A 21,202-nucleotide genomic window follows, 5' to 3' on the forward strand; every position below is an offset into this window, starting at 1 on the left:
GTGGCCCCGGCGTGCGGCACGGTGAGGGACCTCATAGCCTGGTGATCGAACTCGTCCTGGCTCACCAGGACGACAGCAATACGACTGGGGGATCTGTTATGACTGCGTACTCACCGCCGCCTGAGGGGCCGACTCCCTACGGCCAGCAACCCGGCCCGGCCCCGTACGGGCCGCCCGCAGGTCATCACGTCGGTCCGGCCCCCTACGGGCCGCCCGCCGCTGGTCCGCACTTCCACAGTCCGCAGCCCGCATACGGGCATCCGCCGCTGCAGCAGCCAGGCGTCCCGATGTTCACGCCGACGGGACCCGCACGACGTCCTTGGCTTCGGCCGCTCATCGCACTCGGCATCGTGAGCGTGGTCGTTGCAGGGTTTTCGGTACTGAACGCGGTGGTCGACGACGGCAAGCCTCCGGAGAAGGTCGCCAGTGACGCGGGCGCCGGGGACTGTCTGGAGAACCGCGGAACCCACGCCAACCCGGTCATGTTCACCATCCCCTGCAGTGACACCAAAGCCGACTACAAAGTCATGTTCAGCGCCACCCTCCAAGGGAAATGCCCACCGGAATTCGACGAGTACACCGAGCGGGGAGGCCGGCAGGGCGACACCACGCTGTGTCTGACCCGGGTGCATCACTAAGGGCCGCCCCGTAAAAGATCTCCGGGGGCGGCGGTGCGCGCTACCCCATGACCGCGCGAGCCGCGTCCAGAAACGCCAGCCGGTTGTCCTCCAGGTAGTCCCGCACGCTTTCGCCGTCGGGCAAGCCTTCCCACACCGTCCGGTTGAGGTCGAGGAAGTACGCGCGTGCCGCGTCGTGCACGGGCAGGGGGAACTGGATGCGGATGAGCCGCTCCGCAACCCACAGCCTGTTCATGACGTCCCGGGTCGTGAGGAACCAGGCGTCGGTGTCCTCCCACTCGGAAGGCCGACTGAAGGCGGAGCGTTCGGCCTCGGCCCCCACCTCGATGAACCGCTCCAGCAGCGCCAGCCGTTCCCCGCGCCGGGCCTCCGACAAGGCGATCTGCTGCCGTTGCTGTTCAGCGCGTTCCGCCGAGAGTTGAGTTCTGTGCTGGACGAGGTAGGACAACGAGCCGCCGAGGACAACGCCGCCCAGCGATATGAGTGACACCCAGACCTGACCTGACATGGCGGTCGTCGTGCCATGCCGTCGATCTTTGAGACGATCTCGCTGTGGCTGGTGTGATCACGGCGTCCGAGCCGTCCTGGAGAGCCCTGTTCACTGGGATGAGCCCGCGTCAGTTCGGCAAGCTGATCACCGAGCTACGGCGCGAGGGCGCGGAACCGGTCCGCAAGGGCCGGCCCGTGGCGCCTGCCGCTGGAGGACCGGGTGTTGCTGGTCGCCGCGTACTGGCGCACGAACCTGACACTGCAGCAGCTCGCCCCGCTGTTGGGCATCTCGAAGTCCGCAGCCGACCGCATTATCGACCACCTCGGGCCGTCGCTCGCGCTCCAGCCGCGCAGGCGGTTCCGCAAGGACACCGTGCTGATCGTGGACGGAACCCTGGTGCCCACCCGTGACCACACAGTCGCCGAGCAGTCGAAGAACTACAGGTACTCGACCAACCACCAGGTCGTCATCGATGCAGACACCCGGCTCGTGGTCGCCGTCGGCCGGCCCTTGCCCGGCAACCGCAACGACTGCAAGGCGTGGGAACTGTCCGGAGCCAAGCAGGGGCAGAATTCGGCATGGATACCGGGTGTTCACCTACAGCCTCTCATCGCATAGACCGTGGCGCTGGCGGCAGGAAAACAACTGCCGGGATCCCACCGGGCCCGACCGCGGAGCCCCCATGCGATCGGTGCAACGACCGCGAGCGCCTCGTGCGGGGGAACCTCAGGGGCAGACTCAGGGTACGGGCCAGGCGCCGGCGCGATCTGGTGGTCGCCACGACGTACGGTCGGCTCCGGCGCGATCAGGCTCAGCTGTCCTCTCCGCACCGGACGCCGCCAGGCCCTGTACGGGGTGTCGCGGGGTGGCAGGCCCGTCCGCGTCAGCCGCCGACCGGATGCGGGCGGAGCAGGAGCAGGGCGATGTCGTCGCGGCGGGCATCGGTGTGCAGGTCGCGGCCAACGAGGGTGTCGGCGAGGGCGTCGATGGTCTCGTTCGGAGTTCGGGCGAGGAGATCGGCCAGGTCGGCGGTGGCATCGTCGAGGTCGACGCCGGGCGCTTCGACGAGCCCGTCGGTGTACAGGGCCAGTACGGAGCCCGGCGGCAGGGGCATCTCGGTGGCCGGGTAGTCGGCGGCGGGGTCGATGCCGAGCAGGAGCCCTGGCCGGATGCGAAGGACCTCCGTGTGACCGTTGGGGTGGCGCAGGAGCGGGGGCGGGTGGCCGGCGGTGCCCAGTTGGACGCGGTGGTGGGCGAGGTCGAGGTGAGCGTAGAGACAGCTCGTGAACAGTCCGCTTTCGACGTCGGTGAGCAGGCGATTGGTGCGGGCGAGGACTTCGCCGGGGGGTGCACCGGCGGTGGCGTGGACTGCGGTGCGCACCTGGCCCATGAGCGCGGCGGCGTTCACGTTGTGGCCCTGGACGTCGCCGATGGCGGCGGCGACGGTGGTGTCGTCGAGGCGGATGAGGTCGTAGAAGTCGCCGCCGATGTCGATGTCGCGTGCCGCGGGCAGGTAACGCGCAGCCACCTCCAGGCCGGGTACGGCCGGCAGCTCGGCGGGCAGCAGGCCGGTCTGCAGGCCATGCGCGAGCTGGTGTTTGGCGTCGTACAGGCGAGCGCGGTCCAGGGCCTGGGCGATCAGTCCGGCAAGAGAGGTCAGCACGGCGCGCTCGTCGGGGGCGAAGGGCCGAGGGCGGTCGAAGGAGACCACACAGCAACCAACCGGTCGCCCGGAGACGATCAGCGGCAGAAACGCCCAGGCCGCCCTGCGGGTCAGCCGCGGAATCTCGGGGTTGAGCCGCGCCATTTCGGAGGTCGAGGCGAAGAAGAGGGGGACGCCGGTGGTCAGCGCGCGCACGGTGGGCGCTGCTGCGTCCCTGAAGGGCGGCAGATCGAGGCGGCTGAGGACTTCGGATCGGTAACCGCGGGAGCCGACGATGCGCAGCCGCCCGCCTTCGGCCACGGACACGACGAAGCCCTGGGCACCGAAGGCGGGCATGATCTGGTCGGCGGCCAGCTCGACCACGTCCCGTACGCTGACCGCCTCGGTGAGCGTGACGGCCAGGTGCATCAGGTCGTACAGCGAGCCTGCCCGCCTCGCCATGGCGTGGCTTCCGCTGCGGGCCGGCCCCTCCGCCCGGGTGAGGTCGTCGGTGGTGGTGATACGAACGCTGATGCCCGAGGCGTCCGGGTACAGCCGGAAGTCCAGGCGACGGTCAGGTGGGCGCAGGGCGATGAAGGATGTGGGCTCGCGGCTGATCACTGCGGCCCGGTAGCGGTCTTCGAAGACCGGCTCGTCCAGCCACGGCAGCGCCTCCCACAGCAACGCTCCGATCAGGTCCGGGCCGTTGCAGCCGACCAGGTCGGCAGCGGCGGCGCTGAGGAAAGTGATGCGGCCCTCCAGGTCCAGAGCGCAGCAGCCCTCCGGGAGGCGGTCGACGAACCTCGCCACTGCCTGCGCCTCGACCGGCTCGGCTGTGGGAGCACTCGGCGCGGCCGACGCATGTGGCTCACGTCCCGGCAGGACCGGACTGCCGTTGTCGGCGGCACGCCGCAGGAGCGCACCCATGTGCTCACAAGCGGTGCTGATCGCGTCGCGCTCGTGCGCACTCAGTTGCTGCGGGCGTGCACCGGGCCACAGCAGCACCAGCGCGCCCCACGCTGTGGCGCCGGTGGTGACCGGTGCGGCAGCCAACGCCAGGTGGTGGGGCAATACGAGCGCGGCCCTCGGGTAGCCGTGTGCCAGCTGTGCGTGACTGCCGATCCACACCAGGCGCCGCTCGCGCACGGCCTCGGCCACCGGGATCGGGTCCCCCAGTGGCACCCGCGCCCAGGGCGCCGCGAACCGCGGGGGAACTCCGGACAGAACCGCCAGCCGCAGTAGCCGCTCCCCCGGCGACAGCAGGTACACCGAGCCCACCGACGCGCCGGTCTCCCGCACCACCTGGGCCAGGGCGGGATCCAGGAGCTCCGGGCCCGAGCCCGCAGCAGGACTGAAGCCGGCAGCGTCGTGCACGTTCTCATCCTCCCCCGGTGGCGCTGGATGACGGTCCCCGTGCACTCCTGAAACGGCTCCCGGCCCCCGCCGCACGCCTGCGAGCTCCCGCCACGGCCCGACACGGAACCAGCAGACCCGCCCGCTGCCCCGTCGCGTGAGCCCGGGCGGGCAGGCCCGCTCCGTCGCACACAGGCCCCTGCCGTGTCTCCGCCGCAGCCCGCCACCGATGCCGCCCCCTCCGGACCGCCTGCTGGCGCCTCGGACGGCCATACCGTCGGTTACAGCAAGCTTCCACCAGTGGTGGAGCCTCACATCGGCCGTGCAGAACACCACCCACATCAGCACAATACGCCCGCATCGGATGGCGTTGCTTGCGTGCGCGACAGGGTCCCAGCGCTCGCGGCGCGAGCCCTCTTCCCGGACGGCGGCTCACTCGTCCCCACACGGATTCCGCCGACAAACCACTACGCGTGCAGGGCCTCGCAGCCGGTGTCCGCCGCCCGGGGAGGGGCGGATATCCGGCGCGAGTTCCGCTACGGCAGGCCGCAAGCAGCAGCGTGCACCCCCGGCCGGGATCAGCGAGGGATCACCGGTGCCTGCGGCAGCTGGGAGAGGAGCAGAACAGTGTCGCCATCGCCTCCGAGGAAAAGGTTTTGGGCATGCTGCCGTCCGGATGTTGAGGTGGCTCGATGACCCACCACGATGAGGCGGCTGTCCGACCGTTGACACTGGCTTGGGTGCGCCGGCACCTGGAGGTCGGCGAACGGATCGTCAGCGCTGACGCACTGCACGGCGGCATCACTGCCGAATTGCGGAGGCTGACCATCAGCACGCGCGATGGGGGTACCCGTGACCTGGTGCTGCGGACCTTCGTCGACCCGTTCTCCGTGCAGCGCGCCGAGGACTGGCTGAACAGGGAGGTCTGCGCCCTGACCCAGCTTGCGGGGACCGACGTGCCGGCTCCTGGACTGGTCGCGGTAGATCCGACCGCCGCGCATTGCGAGTATCCGTCGCTCCTGATGACCCATCTGGCGGGCCGGCCAGTCCTCAACGATGAGGGATTGGAGACGCGCATTCACCTGCTGGCCCGTCAACTCGTGGCGATCCACGCGGTCCGGCCCATCGAGCGGCCGAGGGAGTATGTGGCGTTGACGACCGCCGACACTGTCGTCACTCCAAAGGGCGCCGACGCGGGGGCATGGGCCGCGGCGATCGACGTGATCCGCAGGCCCGCGCCGCCCTGTGAAGGACGATTTCTGCACCGGGATTTCCAGCCCGGCAATGTGCTGTTCGACGTGCCGTCACCAAGGCCGGAAGGCGCCCGGATCACGGGGGTCGTCGACTGGGCAGCGGCCTCCTGGGGCCCGGCGGATCTCGATGTGGCGCACTGCTCGACCATTCTCGCGCTCTTGCACGGCCCGGCATGGGGTCCGCGGTTCACTGAGGCGTACGAGGAGGCCGGCGGGGTGCTGGCCACGGCCGCGAGCGAGCGGCTGTACTGGCGGGTGCGGGACGGGCTGGCCTGCTCAGAAGAAGTGCAGCAGGTGTCGCAGCCATGGCGGGAGGCAGGAAGGACTGACCTGACCAGGCGAGTTGTGGAGGAGCGGCTGGATGCCTACGTCACCGCCCTGATGACCGCGCTGGGTTGAACCAGGGCGGCCTGGGGCGCGAGCACGGTAGCGAGCGCCGGGCCTGCTGCCATATCCGGTAGCGAAGCCGATCACCTACCCGCACCGGGGCGCGCCGAGTACGGGCTGGTTCCCGGCCGACAGCTCTGCGACGCCCAGCGCCACCGGCCCCTCCGCGTGCGTCCACGCCCGCCCGTACATGTGGAGGCCTGCGACGCGGGGCCTGTACAAGATGCTCGGCTTCCGCTTCGCCCCGCGCTTCCGCGACATGGCCGATCATCGGTTCTGGCGGGCCGACCAGCCCGACGGTGAGGAGCCGGCCGCCGCCGCGTACGGGCCGTTGTCCCGGAGCCCTAAATCGCACGCTCCTGAACGGGTTCCCGGGATTCCGGGTGATCTGGATCATCGGCCGGGGCGGCGGCACGCAGCGCCGCCTCAACCCGACGGTTGCTGGTCATGGTCGCGGTGACGGTGGTCATGGTGAGGAGGAGGCCGGCGGCGGTGTAGAGCGGGGTGCGTACGTCGAATGTGGTGGCCAACCAGCCGCCGAGGAAGGCGCCGAACGGGGCGGCGCACATGGCGAGCATGCGGGAGGTGGAGGCGACCCGGCCCATCAGGTGGGCGGGGACGATCGCCTGTCGGAGGGAGGGGCCGAGCACCATCGTGGCGCCCATGCCCGCTCCGCAGACGGCGAGCGCGAGGCCGGCGACGTACGGGTTCGGGGCGGCGGCCAGGCCCAGGATGGCGAGCCCCTCGACCGCGGCCGTGCAGGTCAGCGCGGTGCCGGTGCCGAGTCGTCGGCCGAGGAAGGAGGCGATGCCCGCGCCCAGCAGACCGCCGGTGGCCTCCGCCGTGAGGAGCAGACCGAAGCCGAAGGTGCCGATTCCGAGACGATCGTGCGCGAAGAGGGCGAGGACGGTCTCCACGGCGAGGAAGGCGATGTTCCCGACCGCCGGACGCAGCGCGAGCCCGAGCAGCAACTGATCCCGGAAGACGTACGAGGCGCCGGCCCGCGCCTGCCGCAGCAGCGACTCACGGGCCTGCGGTACGGGCCGGGGTGCGGCAGGCAGCGACCGTACGAGCAGTGCGGAGAGCGCGAACGACACCGCGTCGGCGAGCAGCGGAGCCGCCCGCCCGAGCGCGAGCAGCGCACTGCCCGCGGGCGGCCCGGCGAAGCCGGACGCGGCGGTCTGGGTGCCGCGCAGGCGGGAGTTGGCGCGCTCCAGGAGCGCTGGGTCGCGGCCGAGCAGATCCGGTAGATAGGCCGTCGCGGCCGTATCGAAGAAGAGTCCGCCGAGGCCGAGGAGGAAGGCGAGGGCCGCGAGCAGTGGAATGCTCAGCACGTCGAGCGCGGCCGCTGCCGCCGGTATCGCGAGCAGCACCGCACGCGCCGCGTCCGTGACCCACATCGTGCGCCGACGGTCCCAGCGGTCCACCAGCGCACCGCCGAGCACCCCGAAGAGCAGCCACGGCAGCGTTCCGGCGGCAGTCACGACGGCGAGCGCCATCGGATCCCGCGTCAACGTCAGCGCGAGCAGCGGCAGCGCGGCATGCGACACCCCGTCACCGAGCGAGGACACCGTCTGCGCAGTCCACAGCCGTCCGAACCCGGTCGGCAGCTTCCGAACGTCTGAGGTCACTTGGTGTCCCCTTCGGCCTGCTCGCGCGACGCCGGGTGGAACAGTGCGAAGACGAGTGACGCGTCCGGCAGCGACGGATCGGACAGCTCCCGGTACTCGTCCGCCAGTGCCTCAAGCCGCGCCCCCAACTCGGCGAACTGCTCCTCGGTGAGCCGCAGATGCGCCATTTTTACGTGCCGCTCGCTATCGGCCGGCGCTGCCTCCAGGTCGGCCACCGCATGCCGCATCAGCACATCCGGGCCTCCCTCGCCCGGATCCGGCAGCACGATCGCCCGCGCGGCCATTGCGTAGTACCGCTCGGTGACCCCCCGGACCTTCCGAGTGCGTACCACCTTCACCAGGCCGGCCCGCTCCAGCAGCCGTACGTGGTAGCTGGAACTCCCCTTCGCAAGGCCAACCCGCTCGGCGATCTGCGTAATCGTCGCGGGCTCGAAGCGGAGCACGGCCATGATCCGGTGACGCGTCAGATTGGAAACGGCGCGCAGCTGCTCGTCAGTGGTGACGTGAAACGTCTCCGGAAGATCATCGGTAGGCATGCGAGAAATGGTCAACGATTCTTGACCATTGGGCAAGGGGATTTCGCGCGGGCTCCCAGAATCTGCTGTCCGGCACGCGCAACCTTCCGTCAAAGCCCCCACCTGACGGCACGGGCGTGCTCGTCGCCGAGCCGCTCGTCCGCACCGAGATCAAAATCGGCTACGCCCGGGCGTCGACCGGCGGGCAGACGCAGACGCTGGAGCGGCCGCTCGACGCACTCACCGCTGCCGCGTGCCGGAAGACCTTCGCGGACAAGAAGTCCGGCAAGGACGCGCTCCACCCTGAACTCAAGGCGTGCCACGCGTTCCTCGACACGGGCGACACGCTCGTGGTCCCCTCGCTCGACCGCTACGGCCGTAGCCTCCGGGACCTCATCAACATGGTCGCCGAGCTGCGCGAGCGCCGCATCGGCTTCACCTCGCTGCACGAGAACCTCGCCACCACCACCCCGGCGGCAGCCTCGTCTTCCATGTGTTCGCCGCGCTCGCCGAGTTCGTCCGCGAACTCATCGTCATCGGCACCGAGGAGAGCCTCCTCTCAGCCCGGACCCGCGGCCGCGTCGGCGGATGCCCCGGCGTCGCCACGGAGGAGATCATCCGCGCCGCCCGCGACCCGTCGCCCGACCCGGGCCGCTCGATCACCTCGATCGCGAAGCAGCTGGGCGTCTCCCCGGGCGCGCTCTACCCCCACATCCCGGACCTACGCGAGCTGCGTGCCGGCGCCGTTCCTGGTCAGCTCAATGCGCCCGAGCGGTAGACGGCTCCGAGCAGGATCAATCTCAGCGGCCCTTTCTAGTACCTCAACTACTCACACCCGGACGAGGACTCACTCACCTCCGTTGGAGGCGGTCCGGGAGCTCTTCGGCGCGTCCTCCCAGATGGCCGGGCGGGTGACGGGCGCCGACGTGACCGCTTCCGCTCACTGCGCACCCGGCTTCGTGCGGTCTCCACGGCGGCTACACCGCCCTCCCCACGATCGGCCTCGCCTCCCCCCTGACGCAGCTCGGCCCCGACCGCTGCGCGACCCGCACCAGCGTGGCCGCCTGCCGACCCGCAAGCGCCTGGAAGTCGAGCTGCGTCAGGGGGAAGGCACCCCAACGGGCGTGAAGCCCCCAGAACCCCTCTGCGGCATGGACGGGCAACGTGAAGCCGGACCGTGACGGACTGCTCGGCGGCCGTTCCCCCTTCGGGTCTCGAAGTCAACCGCCCACTGCTGTTTCCTGATCTGGTCCAGAACGGAGTGTGGGGCCGGCTGCAGTCACGCCGTCAGCACTGCTCCGTCCACTTGCGAGGCCCACGACTCTGGCTGACACTCAGGGAGGTGGCTCCCGTCTCCCGGCTCGGAGAATGTTCAGTCGATACAGAACTCGTTGCCCTCGATGTCCAGCATCGGGATGCACGACTCGTTTTCCTCATCGGCGTACAGCGTTTGCACATGGGTCGCACCAAGCGCGACCAGACGTGCGCACTCGGCTTCGAGCGTAGCGAGTCGCTCGTCCCCCACGAGCCCGGTGCCGACCCGGACGTCGAGATGCACCCGATTCTTAACGATCTTGCCTTCGGGGACGCGCTGGAAGTACAGGCGGGGGCCCACGCCTGAGGGATCACTGCAGGCGAACCATGACCCCTGCTTCTCAGGAGGCAGAGTGCGGTTGAAATCGTCCCAGGTGGCGAACCCCTCCGGTGGCGGCGGTACGACATACCCCAACACTTCACACCAGAAGCGAGCGAGGCGCTCAGGTTCAGCACAGTCAAAGGTGACTTGGAACTTCTTGATCGCTGACATCGGCGCACCGTACCGCGTACCAGGGGGACCCTGCCGCTCATTTCCCAGGTCGGATCCGCCCGTCACCCGTCGCATCCTGGACCTCCTTGGGCACCAAGTGGTCAAACCGGACAGTCCACGAGAACGACACGACCGTGGCGGCGGAGCGCCCCAGTGGTCCCCAGGATCCAGTCCTGACCAACAACCTTCAGGCCAAGATCAGTTGCGGGGCAACCCTTAGGTCGTGTCCACAAAGTGGTTGGCGCGTTGCTCTGTTCGTGGTGCGTCGACATGAGCTGACTGATGAATCGTGGGCGGTGATCGAGCCGTTTGCCGAGCAGGGAAGCTCGTCTCCTGATCACCACCCGTTGCCGCCCGGACTGCCGCGGACCGCTGCCCTGCCGGCGGCCCGCCGTCGCAGTCTCGCTGGCGTCGGTCATAAGCGGCGCATGTGCTCGGTGAGGTACGGCGAGACCTGCGCCAGGTCCCCCGGATCGACCTTATTGGATGGTGCGGATGGCCCGTCCGACCCCGCGGAAGGCGGTGTAGGTGGCGTGCTTCATCGCCGCAGGTCAGCGGTTCCTCCGCGTCCGCGCTACCCAGCACCGCGTCTGAATCTGCCGCCTGTCACCCTGCACGAACCCAACCCGTCGCCCCAACTCATCGTGCCACCCGTGGCGTTGGCTCCCCAGACGATCGCCAGGGACTCGCACCCGCCTTCCAGGGTCTGTTGCGAAGGTGCTGGTTGCAGCCGCTCGTTGAGGACTGCGACTGACGCACGGCAGTTGCTCGCATCTCATGGCGGCAGCGCCACCGCGCAGGAGCTTCTGACGGTTGCGGACTCGGCCCGCCGGAACGGGGATCGTTGCCTTGATCCCGCCAGAAGTGCGAACGACTCGCGGCTGAACGGAAAGCCATCGCGAAAATGCAGGAGATCCCCGGCGATATCCCCGCATGTTCACCCACTGGCGCTGCACCGTCGCAGCCATGATGATCTGAACCAGCCTTGACCTCAACCAGACTTGAGGTCCTAGTTTGGCGATCATGACGACCGTAAGCACCCCACAGAATGGCACCACCACGCTCGGCCAGCGGCCCATCGCCCTGGCCGCCTGGGGCGCCACCGAGGCGATCCTGCGGCACTCACAGGCCGCCCTGGCACGCATCGACATGGCCCAGCCCCAGTGGTGGGCGCTCAACAACATCGTTCGAGCTGAGCACGGCCTCACCAGGGAGGAGATCCGCGCCTTGGCTGTGCCCTACGGCATGGGCACCCAGGTGATGGTCCACGCCGCCGACGCCCTCGTACACCGGGGCTGGCTCGACATCGGCGCGGACGGCCGACTGACCCTCACGGAGCAGGGCCGCGAGGGCCTGGCGACGGCGAAGGAACACATGGACCGGGTGCGCGCGGAGCTCCTCGGCGACATCACGGAGGAGGAGTACGCGACTGCGGTCTCCGTGCTCCAGCGCGTCACCGACAACCTCGCCCAGAGGCAGTTGTGAAGGTGCTGGTCACAGCCATTCGTTGATGGCCGCGACCAGCACGGTCACCTCGTAGCGAACGGCAAGCTTGTCGTAGCTCGTTGCCACCGCGCGGTGGCGCTTGAGCCGATTGATCCCGCATCCAACCGCATGGCGCTCTTCGTGGTCGGCCTCGTCGAACTTGGGCGGGCGACCGCCGCGGAAGCCGAGTTTCTTGCGGTTGCGGATCTGGTCGGCCTTCTCCGAATGGTGCAGCGGATGCCGCGTCAGCGCAGGTAGGCGCGGTTCGTGCAGGAGCCGTACGCCCTATCGGCGCGGACCTTGTCCGGCTTGTTCCGCGGCCGACCCGGGCCGATACGGAGCACACGGATGCCCTCCAGGACGGGCTGGAACTGCGGGCTGTCGTGCCGCTGACCGGCGGTGACGAGCAGGGACAGCGGCTTCTGCCCCTGCTCGACCGCCAGGTGAAGCTTCGTTGTCAGCCCACCGCGCGAGCGCCCGAGGCCGTGGTCGCCGGGTTCGCTGCCGACGCCACCAGGAGGCTCCTTCCGCAGATCCCCCTTTTACGCGTCCCGGCGCCGGCCTGGTGGGCCCGGGCGATCGTGGAGTCCATGGTCACGTCCCATGTGATCAGGCCTTTCGCATCGGCCTCGGCTTGAAGCTGCTCGAAGATCCGTTGCCAGGTGCCATCGCGCTGCCCGCGCCGGAACAGGTCGTAGGCCCGGTCCCACGGGCCTTATCGCTCCGGGAGATCGCGCCACGGCGCGCCGGTCCTGGTCCGCCACCGTATGCCCTCGATCAGCTGCCGCCGCGTCCACACTGGCGGTCGGCCCGGCTTCTTACCCATCGGCAACAGCGAGTCAACCCGGTCCCACTGACAGTTCGTCAGATCACCTCTCCCCACGGCCGGTGATCACCACGACCTTGATCCACTTTCGCAACGGACCCTAGGGCCACGTGCTCTGAAGGTAGAGAGTCGGTGTTTTCTCGCTGTTGGATATGGGTGTGCCGAAGAGCGATGACTACACGAGAACCAGTGCTCGACTGACCGTCTGGGGCTGCCTTGCCGGGCTGGCCGTGGCCCTGGCCATTCCGATGACCATACTGGTAACCGTCCTCCTATTCGGGATGCCGACCCCGTAGAGCTGTCGGTTGCCCAGTGGCACACCCTCTGGCTGTACAGGTGGCGGACGGAGTGGCCCGTCAACAGCGGTTGTCAATGAGTAGCTGCTGACCTGCACTTTCGCAACAGGCCCTAGCGCGGCCAGACCCGTCATCGCACCCACGACACTCGCCACCTGACCCGCAGTGTCCAGATCACCGGCCACCGCCAGTACGGTCAGGCCCACTGCCACCGCCCCGCCAGAACTGCCGATGCCCACCACAAGAAGCGCCGCCACCCTGCCATGACCCCATCTTGACGGCACGGACGGGACAGCACACCGTGATCCTGCTGAGTCGGACCAGGAGTTCCTGGCGGCGATGGAGCGGCACAAGGACGACGACCCGGCCATGGCCGCAGTGCTCGGCGCCATCAAGGCGACCGTCAAGAGCGGCGTCGGCAAGCTCCGCGAGCGCTCGCAGGGACGCCACTACAAGGACGGCGAGAGGTGGCCGGCCTTGGAGCGCCACGGCGAAGATGACGGGCCTGTATCCGCTGGCCGTGCTGTCCGACTGCGTCGTCCGCCCCTCGCCGGGGGCCTTGCCGCTGGACTTCCTGCCGTACGCCGCCTCCGGCAAGCGCCGCTGGGCGGGTTCCGCCTCGGGGTGCCAGTTGCCGCAGCGTCAGGTTAGCTCGCCAGTACGCCGCTACCAGGAGCACTCGGTCCCGAGCGGCAGTGATCAGGTGCGCCCCTGGCGAGTTCGGTCAGCCCCAACCCGTCGCAGCATCGTGATCAGCTTGCGGAAGTCGCGCGGGCGCAGCCCTGTGAAGGGAGTATCCAGGACTGTTCCGACGCCGTGATCACACGAGTCACACCGGGATCATTTCATCGTGACCCGCTACAGCTTGATATGCCCCGTGAGCCACCAGTCGAGGTACTTGGCCAAGCTCGGTGCCACCCAGGTGCGGCTGTCGTCCTCGTGGTTCCAGACGAAGACATCGGGCCTGTCGATCCTGGGGAGGAGGGCGAACAGGTCACCATTGCCTGCGTCCGCGAAGAAAAGGAGTGGGTCGAACGGCATGTACAGGGAGGCGAGCTCGGCGTCCTGGCGAAGGCTCTGGTTCTCGGAGGCGATGCGCTCGGCAGACCAGATGAGCCCGTCTCCGTACTCGCCCTCGATGCCATTACTCTCACGGAGTAGGGCGGCGAGGTCCACAGGAAGTGGGTGGCCGAGGATCGTGGCGCAGCGGGTCAGTGACGACTGCGAGGCGGGGGGTTGGAAGGCGGCCGTGCCGGGCAGGGCCGCAACGACTTCCGTCCACACGGTTGATTCGACCTCCACGAGTCGGGCTTGTGGTCGAGTCGGGCTACAGCCCGTCGGCAAGTGCCAGGCCCGCGACTCGACCAGCGTGACTGATCACTGAACGAACCATACGGCCCCGGCCGAGCCAGCCACTCACCGACCACAACGCAATGCGGGACAGACCTCAGACAGCAATGCCGTACAGGGATGCCGCGTTGGCCGACGAGAACTGCTTGCGTTCCGCGTCTGACGAGAAGTGATTCAGGAACGAAGCGATCTCTTCTCTGGTCGGCTGTTGGAACGGGTAGTCCGTCGAGAAGATCAACCTGTCGACGGAGGTGACGGACAGGACGTGCTGCAGGAACGCCGGATTGAGCATGCCGGAGGTAGTGATATAGAAATTTGCCCGGACGTAGTCCGATACGGATCGCTCCAAACCGGCGATGCGGGCAAGACTGTCAGCTCGGTCGAGCCAGAAGAGCAGCATCTCCCCCCAGTGGCCGAGCACAACTTGAAGGTCGGGATGACGGTCGAACGTTCCTCGCAGCATCAGCCGGAGCACCGCGATTGCGGCGTCCAGGTGCCACCCCCACCCGAAAGTGGCGAGGGCGAGGTCCGTCACGGGGTCGAATCCGCGGTATGAGGCGTCTCGGACTGCGATCGAGGGCAGCTGCGGATGGATGAACACGGGCTGGCCGAGCTCTGATGCGGCGGAGAAAAAGTCGTCATAGACGGGGTCGTCGAGGAACAGGTCGCCCGATCGGCCATAGACCATGGTGCCTACATGCCCCATGTCCGCAGCTCTTTCCAGCTCGCCCCGGACGTCCTCTGGTGACGACATGGGGAGAGTGGACAGCGATCGGAAACGGGTCGGGTGCCGGGCAACGGCCGCCGCAGCCATATCGTTCGCTGCGCGGCTCAGAGCCAGCGCCTCCCTGGGCGGCAGCGGCTGGACTCCCGGCGGTGTCAGGGCGAGGACGGACACGTCGATTCCCTGAGCGTCCATGGCGGCGATGCGGCCGGCCCCCAGGTCCTCCAGACGTTCCTGGTTGTCTCCCATTTCATTGAAGGCAAGGCTTTCGTCAGGCTGCGAAACAGCTCGGAGGCGGGACGTCACGTCCGGCATGATCCAGTGTTCTTCGATGGCGATGAGAGGCACAGCCGTCAATCCTTTGTGTTCGCCTGCGTGTTGGCCACATCAGACACGGGTGATGGGGAGTTTCGAGCGATGAAACCGCTTACGGTGCCTGCTGGTCGTCAGGCCATCCACAAGGGCCGCTCGGTGGGGCTTACCAGGCACTTTCTGACCCGAGCGGTCCAGATAGTCTGCTTGCCGTGCTGCCGCAGGCGTGATCCAGGCAGATCGATACGTGGGATTCCCGCTATGACAGGTCTATCAATGTCTGAATCGCACGCGATCCAGCCCGGTGATGTGCGAATCATTCGTGCGTTGCACGTCACCCCGAGAGCCTCCTCCTCCTCGACAGCAGCCGCACTCGGCTTCACCGAAGGCACTATCAACCGCCGGTATCGGCGCCTGCACGCCGACGGCGTCATCCGCGTAGGCGGTTTGGCGGGTGCGGGGCAGCAGTTCGCGTCGACGATCGCCTCGCACATCTCCTGCAGGACTGGTTCGGTCCAGCCGCAGCGTTGCGGGTCGACGGCAGAGAGGGGGCGGCCGCGGACAAGGGTCTGGGTGAGTGCGTCATGGTCGAGTACGTCCGCGAGGAGCGCGGTGGCGGTGATGCCTTCGGCTTCGAGCCGGCCGACCGAGTAATTGTCAAGATTTGTGGATCGGTTCGAGGCCGTTCATGCTGCCTGGTCTCGGGGCGTTCGACGAGGAGGCGGTTTGAGGTGGGCATCGGCGTGGAGCAGGGCACCGAGGTGGGGCGCCCTTCTCGTTCCCCCAGGATCAACCCAGCGGCATGCCGATTGCGGAGCACTCGTCGCGATGGTCCCCGCGTTTTGCACCCAGCCCGTGTAGGGCGGAGTTGACTGGTCCGTAAGGTCCGTCTGTTGTCTTGGGAAAAGACGCGGTGACCACGCGGTTGGCGAACACCACACTCGACTGCTGGTCACCTTCGACTTCAAGGAAGGCGACCGAGCCCGTGAACGAGTCGGAGAAGCCGACCGCGCGCAGGACGGTCGCCATGAACCAGTCCAGGCTATTGGCGGAATCCTGGTCGGCCGCCAGGGCCGCACCGATGCGGTCCCAGTCCTCTTCTGTAAGCGGGATCAGGACGAGTCCCTGCTCCAGCGTCTCGGGATCACGTCCAGGCAGATACCTCCGTACCTCGTCCGCCACGGCTACCAGTGCGGTCCAGGGATCCGGATTGAGCGTTGTTGGATCGATCATGCCGCGAGGGTACGGGGACGCTCGACGAGGTGGCCGCGTTCGAACCGGGCGCCTGCGCGGACCAGGGCGACGAGGTGAGGTGCGTTAACGGACCGCCAGCGGGCTTGGGCCGACTCGCCGAGCTTGAAGACCATGGCCAAGCCAGCGGCCCTGCTGCCGGCGCCCTTGGTCACCTTCGCCCGCAGTCGCACGGTCGCGAAGGTGGACTCGATCGGGTTCGTGGTCCGCAGGTGGATCGAGTGCTCGGCGGGGACGTCGAAGAACGCCAGCAGCTCGGTCTCGTCGTCGATGATCTTCTGGACGGCCTTGGGATACTTCGCGCCGTACTGCCGGGCGTCGGCCAGGGCGATCTGTTCCTCGGCGCCGTCCGCGCGGACGCCCATCACGCGGCAAGCGCTGCGTGCCGAGATGCTGGATCGGGAAGGGCTACGCGCAGTCCTTCCCCGCCTACACCCTTCCGCTGCGTGCGAAGGCGACACCATCACCGTCGAGAAGACCGTCGACATCGACGTCGACTGCCCTGAAGGACTCATTCTCATACCGTCACTGTTCATCACCGACCGGATCCAGTGCACCACCTCGGACCACTGGACCCCGGCGATCTACTACCCGGCAGCCGGGCGGTACCTCTGGACGGCACCTCCCACCCCGAAGTCACTCGACCGCCTTCTGGGGACGACCCGATCGAGAATCCTGACCGCACTCACCACTCCCCTACGGACAACCGTTGTCGCCAGGCTGGTGAGCGTCACCCCTCCGACCGCCAGCGAACACCTGGCAATCCTGCGAGACGCCGGGTTGATCGACAGCAGCCGGGCCGGTCGCGCTACCACGCACGAACTCACCAAGGCTGGACGTGCTCTTCTGGACGCGGCCTCGCCGCGGCCATGACAGGCCGGAGAGCTGCTGATGGTCAGTCAAGCGCGGCGCCTACCCCGCAACCAAACCCTCGCCCCCCACACCACGCCTCGCCGACAGCAAGCCGCGAGCCACCGCAAAGCCCCCCCCCCGCATATTGCCGGGTTCGCCGACAGCAGGCCGTGCTGGAGAGCGATTGCGAGCTCGGGGCGGTTCACTCGACGGGCCGACGTTGGACATCCATCATCACGGGCTGTTGAACGCTACCTGCACCCCTCCGGCAAGGTGGCCCCGTGGTCGGACAGGTGCGCGAGGGCGGTGGCGAAGGAATAGCAGTCGAACAGCGCTGAATGCTCCTGCCCGGCTACGGGTTTGGGCAGGCCGAGCACGTCCCACAGGCGGCCGACGTTGGCTGTGGTTGTCGTTGGGGCCACGGTGTTCACCCAGGGGCGGATGTTGACGAACGCAGCGTCGAGCATGCTGTGCTTGAGCTCTTCTCCTCGTGCGCGCGCCCAGCCGATGTTCTCTCCGAGGACGACCATGTCGTTGCCGTAGGAGAGTACGGTCTGCCCCTGACAGAACCCAAGGAATTCGCCCAGTGCCTGTGCGGGTGGGACCCCGTCCTGGTCCATGAACTCCTGGGTGATCCCCGTGAGTTCGGTGAAGTACGGAGACAGTTGCGGGTTGACCACGGGCCTCACCAGCGTCTCGTACTCCTCGAGGACCGAGCAGTCCTCACTCAAGCGCAGGGCGCCGATCTGCACGACCTCACGCAGCTGCCCGGGCGCCCCCCAGTCCTGCTCCAGCGCACCGGGCCATGACGTGAACTCAAGGTCGAACACAACGAAGGAAGACATGGCCGCACTCTCCCAGCCGATGTACGGGATTGCTGCCTCATCGTGGATTCGTCGTCACCTGTTTGCCCACCGTGCATCCGCCATTGGCATGTGCGGCGAAGGATATCTCTTCCGCTTCCACCGGAGCGGTCCGAACACATCCGTCTCATCACGGGAGTTCTCGTTGACTACGACCGGTGTACACCCTGCGGAGTTAGCAAACCGCGTCGCCACAGAGGGCTGGGCCATCGCTCGGCAGCGCCTCGACGCGGATGAAGTCCACACCGCTCGGACCTTGATCGCCACGCACTTCCAGACGGGTCATGGCGTGTCACTTCAGGGGGCGAAAGTACAGCCGGCTGCGGCGCACTTCGTGCCCGGCCTGTCCTGGCTCTATGCACATCCCCAGGTGGTGGACCTCGCTCGATCGGCTCTCGGCGTTCGCGAAGTCATCTTCACCGGGCACAGCGACGCTCACCACGGTTTCACCCAGGGCTGGCACAAGGACAGCGGTAGCCAGGCCCAGGGGGATCCGCTCTCCGGCTACTTCGGTGAGTCGCCTGAATCCCTCTTTCAGGGGCCACCCGAGGTCGTCAAGGTCGGCATCTACCTCCAGGAGTCGACGAGCATCAACTGCCTGCGTGTGGACCCCGGTTCGCATCTGCGGCCCGAACTCGAACCCGCGCATCCCACCGGGGCGCTGATGGAGGCAGGTGATCTCGTGGTGTTCGACGTCCGGATCACTCACGCAGGCGCGGTGGTTCCGGGGCCCGATTCTTCGGATGCCGACGCGCTGCACGAGAGGATTTCGGCCTTCGTCACCTTCGGCCGGGACACACAGCGCACGAGAAACTTCGCGCGAGCGAACATGGCTCGCCAAAGGCAGCAGATCGGCCTTCACGGGGCGACCACGGTGATGATGGACCAAGGGCACGCGGCTCTCCTCGCCTCCCAGGGAGTTCGCGCGTGGGACGAGGGCTGATGCCGCCGACGGGCGAACCTCGGCGGGGCCAGCTCGAAGTGGGGCATGGGGCGCCTACCGGAAACCCGGAGACCGCCTCCCGGGCGCTGAACCCGTCAGGCGGCCGGGGGGCTGCGGCAGGAGTCCCCACCCGGGCGTGGGTGGCCTGGGCGGCCGGCACGTTGACGTACATCGTGGCCATATTCCACAGGGGCAGCCTCGGCGTTGCGGGCACCATGGCGGCGGACCGTCTCGGGATCGATGCGACGCTACTGTCCTTGTTCAGCGCGGTCCAGCTCGGCGTCTTCGCCGCCACCCAGGTACCGGTCGGCCTGCTGGTCGACCGGTACGGGCCGCGGAGGCTGCTCACCCTCAGCCTGACGGTCATGGCGGGCGGGCAGGCAATGGTGGCGGGTGGCACATCCTTCGCCGCTGTGCTCGCGGGCCGTGCCCTGCTGGGCTGCGGGGACGCCATGGTGATGCTCAGCGTACTGCGCTTGATCGCCGCATGGTTCCCCGCTGCCCGCGCCCCCGTTCTCGCGCAGGTCACCGTCGTGGTGGGCACGGCGGGCGGCCTGGCCGCAGCCCCTCCGCTGTCCGCCGCACTGCGGGCCTTCGGCTGGGGGCCCGTCTTCTTCTCCGTCGCGCTGGCCACCTCATGCTTGATCGTCGCCGTATGGTTGGGCGTGCGCGACGCACCTCCTGATGCTCTACGGTCCGGGAGAAGCGGCTCCCCGGGCGAGACCTTGCGCGTTTCGCTGGCCGAGGCGTGGCGGCAGCCCACGACGCGGGTGGGCCTCTGGCTGATGTTCACCGTCCACTTCCCCGTCCAAGTCTTCGTACTGCTCTGGGGATTCCCCTTCCTGACGCAGGGCCAAGGGCTGTCCGCAACGACGGCCAGCTATGTGACGGCCGTGCCCTTGGTAGTGACCATGGCGCTGGGGCCGGTGTTCGGTGTGATCTCCGGCCGCCGCCCCCACTGGCGCATCCCTCTGGTGCTCGTCATCGTCGGTGCCACTTCGGTGATGTGGGGACTCGTGCTGCTCTGGCCTGGTGCGCACACACCATTGCCCGTCCTGTTTCTGCTGGCGATCGTGCTCGGCCTAGGAAACCCGGCCGCGGTGTTCGGCCTGGATATCGCGCGATCCGGCAGCCCGATGCACCGCGTCGGCGCGGCAACGGGCATCGCAAACATCGGCGGTTACACGGCCGCCCTGCTGGCCATGATGCTCATCGGCGTCACCCTCGATCGCGCACACGCCACCTCTGCGGATCCGGGCGTTGCAGACTTCCGTCTCGCCCTGGCCACCCAGTTCCTCCTCCAGGCCCTCGGCGTCATCCTGCTCTTGCGTCTGCTCAGGAGGCGCCGAGCGGGATCGCAGGGTCAGCCGCTCCCATAGCCGCGCTGCAAGGGTTTCGTAGGCGCCGCCTCGCCATACCGGCGTACCGCTTTCCTCCACGCAGACATCCCAGGCTGGCTTTGTTCACGAGAACCGACAGCACCTGCACACGAGTTTGGGCAGCATCGAAGCTCTGCAGACATCGAACAGTTCATGGCTTCGGGCAGCGCGGGCCCCTACCCAGAGTCTGGCAGGGGCCCGTGGTGTAGAGAGCCGAGGAGAGCCGGGACCTGTCCCTGGATGAGCAGCATCCTGGCCAACACGGCTTACCGTCTGCTGGTGGCCTGACGGCCCGGCGTCACTTCAGGTGTCGGGCGAAGAACTGGCCCGCGGCGTCCCCCGCGAACTGTGGGACGCCGGTGTGCCCGCCCATATTGGCGTGCAGCGTCTTCTCCTTGGAGCCGAAGGCGTCGAACAGGTCCAGGGCCGCCTGCCGGTCGTTCCCTTCGTCGTCCCACTGCAGCAGGACGTGCAGCGGAATGGCGACCTGGCGGGCCTCCTCGAACACGGCGCGAGGCACGAAACTCCCAGCGAACAGAACGGCGGCCGAGATGCGCGGCTCGACCACCGCCAGCCGGGTCCCGATGGAGATCACTCCCCCCGAGTACCCGACCGGGCCGCCGATGTCGGGCAGCGACAGGAGGGCGTCCAAGGCTGCCTGCCATTCCGGGACCGCCTTGTCGACCAGCGGGAGGATGAGGGCGTCGATGATCTCGTCGCTGACCGGCTCGCCGGCCTCCATGGCCCGGCGCAGGTCGGCGAGGGCCTGCTCGGCGGCGGGCCAACGGGGCCGGTCGCCGCTTCCGGGGAGCTCGATGGTGGCCGTGGCGAAGCCGTCCGCCGCGGAGTGCCGGGCCCGGGCCACCAGTCGGGGGTACGTCTTGCGCAGCCCGAGGGGAGGGGGGCTGAGCAGGATCAGCGGCGCCGGTGCGGAGGCGGGCGTCCACAGGATGCCGGGGATCTCGCCGAGGGTGAATTCGCGCTCGAGGACGCCGCCGTCGAGACGCCGTTCAGAAGTGAATCGCATGGTCGTGCCTTTCGGGAGTGCCTTGGAACGGCGCTCCCGGAACGACCTATCGCCCGACCATGACCCCGGAGGGGAGCACCCATGTCGATACGTTCACGGGTACCACCTCCTCGTTCTCTTGCACGGCCTCCGGAAACGTAGCAGTGGCCGCCGTGGTTCCACCAACGGGTTTTGCGAC

18 protein-coding genes and 5 pseudogenes are annotated in these 21,202 nt (G+C 68.2%); 10 read left to right on the plus strand and 13 right to left on the minus strand.

From position 1 onward, the window contains the following. Positions 1 to 350 precede the first annotated feature (350 nt). Positions 351 to 638, plus strand: a complete 288-nt coding sequence (locus ACFV1J_RS12980) for a hypothetical protein (protein WP_385857373.1) — start codon at positions 351 to 353, stop codon at positions 636 to 638. Positions 639 to 678: 40 nt separating this feature from the next. On the opposite strand, the gene ACFV1J_RS12985 is transcribed toward ACFV1J_RS12980, so the two are convergent. Beyond that, complete coding sequence (locus ACFV1J_RS12985; protein ID WP_385857374.1) at positions 679 to 1,146, minus strand: hypothetical protein; 468 nt, start codon at positions 1,144 to 1,146, stop codon at positions 679 to 681. A gap of 44 nt (positions 1,147 to 1,190) precedes the next feature. Between ACFV1J_RS12985 and ACFV1J_RS12990 the strand changes: the two are divergent. After that, positions 1,191 to 1,689: pseudogene (locus ACFV1J_RS12990) on the plus strand (transposase family protein); the annotation flags it as partial. A gap of 322 nt (positions 1,690 to 2,011) precedes the next feature. Here the strand turns inward: ACFV1J_RS12990 and ACFV1J_RS12995 are convergent. Next, positions 2,012 to 4,144 carry a SpoIIE family protein phosphatase gene (locus ACFV1J_RS12995; protein ID WP_385857375.1) on the minus strand — a complete coding sequence of 711 codons (2,133 nt, stop codon included), beginning with the start codon at positions 4,142 to 4,144 and terminating at the stop codon, positions 2,012 to 2,014. Positions 4,145 to 4,815: 671 nt separating this feature from the next. Between ACFV1J_RS12995 and ACFV1J_RS13000 the strand changes: the two genes are divergently transcribed. Further along, positions 4,816 to 5,775 carry a phosphotransferase family protein gene (locus ACFV1J_RS13000; RefSeq protein ID WP_385857376.1) on the plus strand — a complete coding sequence of 320 codons (960 nt, stop codon included), beginning with the start codon at positions 4,816 to 4,818 and terminating at the stop codon, positions 5,773 to 5,775. A gap of 332 nt (positions 5,776 to 6,107) precedes the next feature. On the opposite strand, the gene ACFV1J_RS13005 is transcribed toward ACFV1J_RS13000, so the two are convergent. Together ACFV1J_RS13005 and ACFV1J_RS13010 are read right to left on the minus strand one after the other, a co-directional pair. Continuing rightward, complete coding sequence (locus ACFV1J_RS13005) at positions 6,108 to 7,394, minus strand: MFS transporter (RefSeq protein ID WP_385857377.1); 1,287 nt, start codon at positions 7,392 to 7,394, stop codon at positions 6,108 to 6,110. Beyond that, positions 7,391 to 7,930, minus strand: a complete 540-nt coding sequence (locus ACFV1J_RS13010) for an ArsR/SmtB family transcription factor (RefSeq protein WP_385857378.1) — start codon at positions 7,928 to 7,930, stop codon at positions 7,391 to 7,393. Before ACFV1J_RS13010 ends, ACFV1J_RS13005 begins: the two co-directional genes overlap by 4 nt. 116 nt (positions 7,931 to 8,046) lie before the next feature. Here ACFV1J_RS13010 and ACFV1J_RS13015 point away from each other — a divergent pair. Both ACFV1J_RS13015 and ACFV1J_RS13020 read left to right on the plus strand, forming a co-directional pair. Next, positions 8,047 to 8,325 (plus strand): annotated as a pseudogene (locus ACFV1J_RS13015) (recombinase family protein); the annotation flags it as partial. A gap of 77 nt (positions 8,326 to 8,402) precedes the next feature. Next, complete coding sequence (locus ACFV1J_RS13020) at positions 8,403 to 8,687, plus strand: hypothetical protein (protein WP_385857455.1); 285 nt, start codon at positions 8,403 to 8,405, stop codon at positions 8,685 to 8,687. 594 nt (positions 8,688 to 9,281) lie between these two features. On the opposite strand, the gene ACFV1J_RS13025 is transcribed toward ACFV1J_RS13020, so the two are convergent. Next, positions 9,282 to 9,716 carry a VOC family protein gene (locus ACFV1J_RS13025; protein WP_385857379.1) on the minus strand — a complete coding sequence of 145 codons (435 nt, stop codon included), beginning with the start codon at positions 9,714 to 9,716 and terminating at the stop codon, positions 9,282 to 9,284. A gap of 1,023 nt (positions 9,717 to 10,739) precedes the next feature. On the opposite strand from ACFV1J_RS13025, the gene ACFV1J_RS13030 reads away from it, so the two are divergent. After that, positions 10,740 to 11,201, plus strand: coding sequence for a MarR family winged helix-turn-helix transcriptional regulator (locus tag ACFV1J_RS13030; protein WP_385857380.1), 462 nt, complete (start codon positions 10,740 to 10,742; stop codon positions 11,199 to 11,201). Positions 11,202 to 11,210: 9 nt separating this feature from the next. Here the strand turns inward: ACFV1J_RS13030 and ACFV1J_RS13035 are convergent. The 4 genes and pseudogenes from ACFV1J_RS13035 to ACFV1J_RS13050 form a co-directional block, all read right to left on the minus strand. Beyond that, positions 11,211 to 12,084 (minus strand): annotated as a pseudogene (locus ACFV1J_RS13035) (IS5 family transposase). Between the two features lie 837 nt (positions 12,085 to 12,921). Next, a pseudogene (locus ACFV1J_RS13040) lies at positions 12,922 to 13,156 on the minus strand (IS5/IS1182 family transposase); the annotation flags it as partial. 25 nt (positions 13,157 to 13,181) lie between these two features. Next, positions 13,182 to 13,625, minus strand: a complete 444-nt coding sequence (locus ACFV1J_RS13045) for an SMI1/KNR4 family protein (RefSeq protein ID WP_385857381.1) — start codon at positions 13,623 to 13,625, stop codon at positions 13,182 to 13,184. Between the two features lie 145 nt (positions 13,626 to 13,770). Continuing rightward, positions 13,771 to 14,745 carry an amidohydrolase family protein gene (locus ACFV1J_RS13050; RefSeq protein ID WP_385857382.1) on the minus strand — a complete coding sequence of 325 codons (975 nt, stop codon included), beginning with the start codon at positions 14,743 to 14,745 and terminating at the stop codon, positions 13,771 to 13,773. 240 nt (positions 14,746 to 14,985) lie between these two features. Between ACFV1J_RS13050 and ACFV1J_RS13055 the strand changes: the two genes are divergently transcribed. Beyond that, entirely contained in the window at positions 14,986 to 15,363 is a 378-nt protein-coding gene (locus tag ACFV1J_RS13055) for a winged helix-turn-helix domain-containing protein (RefSeq protein ID WP_385857383.1), read from the plus strand. Between the two features lie 135 nt (positions 15,364 to 15,498). On the opposite strand, the gene ACFV1J_RS13060 is transcribed toward ACFV1J_RS13055, so the two are convergent. Together ACFV1J_RS13060 and ACFV1J_RS13065 are read right to left on the minus strand one after the other, a co-directional pair. Beyond that, entirely contained in the window at positions 15,499 to 15,942 is a 444-nt protein-coding gene (locus tag ACFV1J_RS13060; RefSeq protein ID WP_385857384.1) for a hypothetical protein, read from the minus strand. Then, a pseudogene (locus ACFV1J_RS13065) lies at positions 15,939 to 16,283 on the minus strand (transposase); the annotation flags it as partial. The pseudogene ACFV1J_RS13065 and the gene ACFV1J_RS13060, both read right to left, overlap by 4 nt. A gap of 67 nt (positions 16,284 to 16,350) precedes the next feature. Here ACFV1J_RS13065 and ACFV1J_RS13070 point away from each other — a divergent pair. Continuing rightward, positions 16,351 to 16,833 carry an ArsR/SmtB family transcription factor gene (locus ACFV1J_RS13070; RefSeq protein ID WP_385857385.1) on the plus strand — a complete coding sequence of 161 codons (483 nt, stop codon included), beginning with the start codon at positions 16,351 to 16,353 and terminating at the stop codon, positions 16,831 to 16,833. Between the two features lie 230 nt (positions 16,834 to 17,063). Here the strand turns inward: ACFV1J_RS13070 and ACFV1J_RS13075 are convergent, their stop codons facing one another. Continuing rightward, positions 17,064 to 17,657: a 3'-5' exonuclease gene (locus ACFV1J_RS13075; RefSeq protein WP_385857386.1), complete on the minus strand. Its 594-nt coding sequence runs from the start codon at positions 17,655 to 17,657 to the stop codon at positions 17,064 to 17,066. Here ACFV1J_RS13075 and ACFV1J_RS13080 point away from each other — a divergent pair. Together ACFV1J_RS13080 and ACFV1J_RS13085 are read left to right on the plus strand one after the other, a co-directional pair. Further along, positions 17,656 to 18,618 carry a phytanoyl-CoA dioxygenase family protein gene (locus ACFV1J_RS13080; RefSeq protein WP_385857387.1) on the plus strand — a complete coding sequence of 321 codons (963 nt, stop codon included), beginning with the start codon at positions 17,656 to 17,658 and terminating at the stop codon, positions 18,616 to 18,618. The two genes, ACFV1J_RS13075 and ACFV1J_RS13080, sit on opposite strands and share 2 nt — an antisense overlap. A gap of 140 nt (positions 18,619 to 18,758) precedes the next feature. Further along, a complete protein-coding gene (locus ACFV1J_RS13085; protein WP_385857388.1) occupies positions 18,759 to 19,997 on the plus strand; it encodes a nitrate/nitrite transporter in 1,239 nt (412 codons plus the stop codon). Between the two features lie 298 nt (positions 19,998 to 20,295). On the opposite strand, the gene ACFV1J_RS13090 is transcribed toward ACFV1J_RS13085, so the two are convergent. Next, positions 20,296 to 21,024 carry an alpha/beta hydrolase gene (locus ACFV1J_RS13090; protein ID WP_385857389.1) on the minus strand — a complete coding sequence of 243 codons (729 nt, stop codon included), beginning with the start codon at positions 21,022 to 21,024 and terminating at the stop codon, positions 20,296 to 20,298. Positions 21,025 to 21,202: the final 178 nt, after the last annotated feature.

It is taken from the genome of Streptomyces sp. NPDC059649 (assembly GCF_042734445.1).
In the GTDB taxonomy this organism is placed as follows: Bacteria; Actinomycetota; Actinomycetes; order Streptomycetales; family Streptomycetaceae; genus Streptomyces.

What these genes read in the sequence shown, in the direction of transcription:
- ACFV1J_RS13025 (WP_385857379.1), bottom strand. Translation starts at nt 9,716, where the DNA reads ATGTCAGCGATCAAGAAGTTCCAAGTCACCTTTGACTGTGCTGAACCT.
- ACFV1J_RS13075 (WP_385857386.1), bottom strand. Translation starts at nt 17,657, where the DNA reads ATGTCTTCCTTCGTTGTGTTCGACCTTGAGTTCACGTCATGGCCCGGT.
- ACFV1J_RS13000 (WP_385857376.1), top strand. Translation starts at nt 4,816, where the DNA reads ATGACCCACCACGATGAGGCGGCTGTCCGACCGTTGACACTGGCTTGG.
- ACFV1J_RS12985 (WP_385857374.1), bottom strand. Translation starts at nt 1,146, where the DNA reads ATGTCAGGTCAGGTCTGGGTGTCACTCATATCGCTGGGCGGCGTTGTC.
- ACFV1J_RS13030 (WP_385857380.1), top strand. Translation starts at nt 10,740, where the DNA reads ATGACGACCGTAAGCACCCCACAGAATGGCACCACCACGCTCGGCCAG.
- ACFV1J_RS13060 (WP_385857384.1), bottom strand. Translation starts at nt 15,942, where the DNA reads ATGATCGATCCAACAACGCTCAATCCGGATCCCTGGACCGCACTGGTA.
- ACFV1J_RS13010 (WP_385857378.1), bottom strand. Translation starts at nt 7,930, where the DNA reads ATGCCTACCGATGATCTTCCGGAGACGTTTCACGTCACCACTGACGAG.
- ACFV1J_RS13070 (WP_385857385.1), top strand. Translation starts at nt 16,351, where the DNA reads ATGCTGGATCGGGAAGGGCTACGCGCAGTCCTTCCCCGCCTACACCCT.
- ACFV1J_RS13080 (WP_385857387.1), top strand. Translation starts at nt 17,656, where the DNA reads ATGGCCGCACTCTCCCAGCCGATGTACGGGATTGCTGCCTCATCGTGG.
- ACFV1J_RS13055 (WP_385857383.1), top strand. Translation starts at nt 14,986, where the DNA reads ATGTCTGAATCGCACGCGATCCAGCCCGGTGATGTGCGAATCATTCGT.
- ACFV1J_RS13090 (WP_385857389.1), bottom strand. Translation starts at nt 21,024, where the DNA reads ATGCGATTCACTTCTGAACGGCGTCTCGACGGCGGCGTCCTCGAGCGC.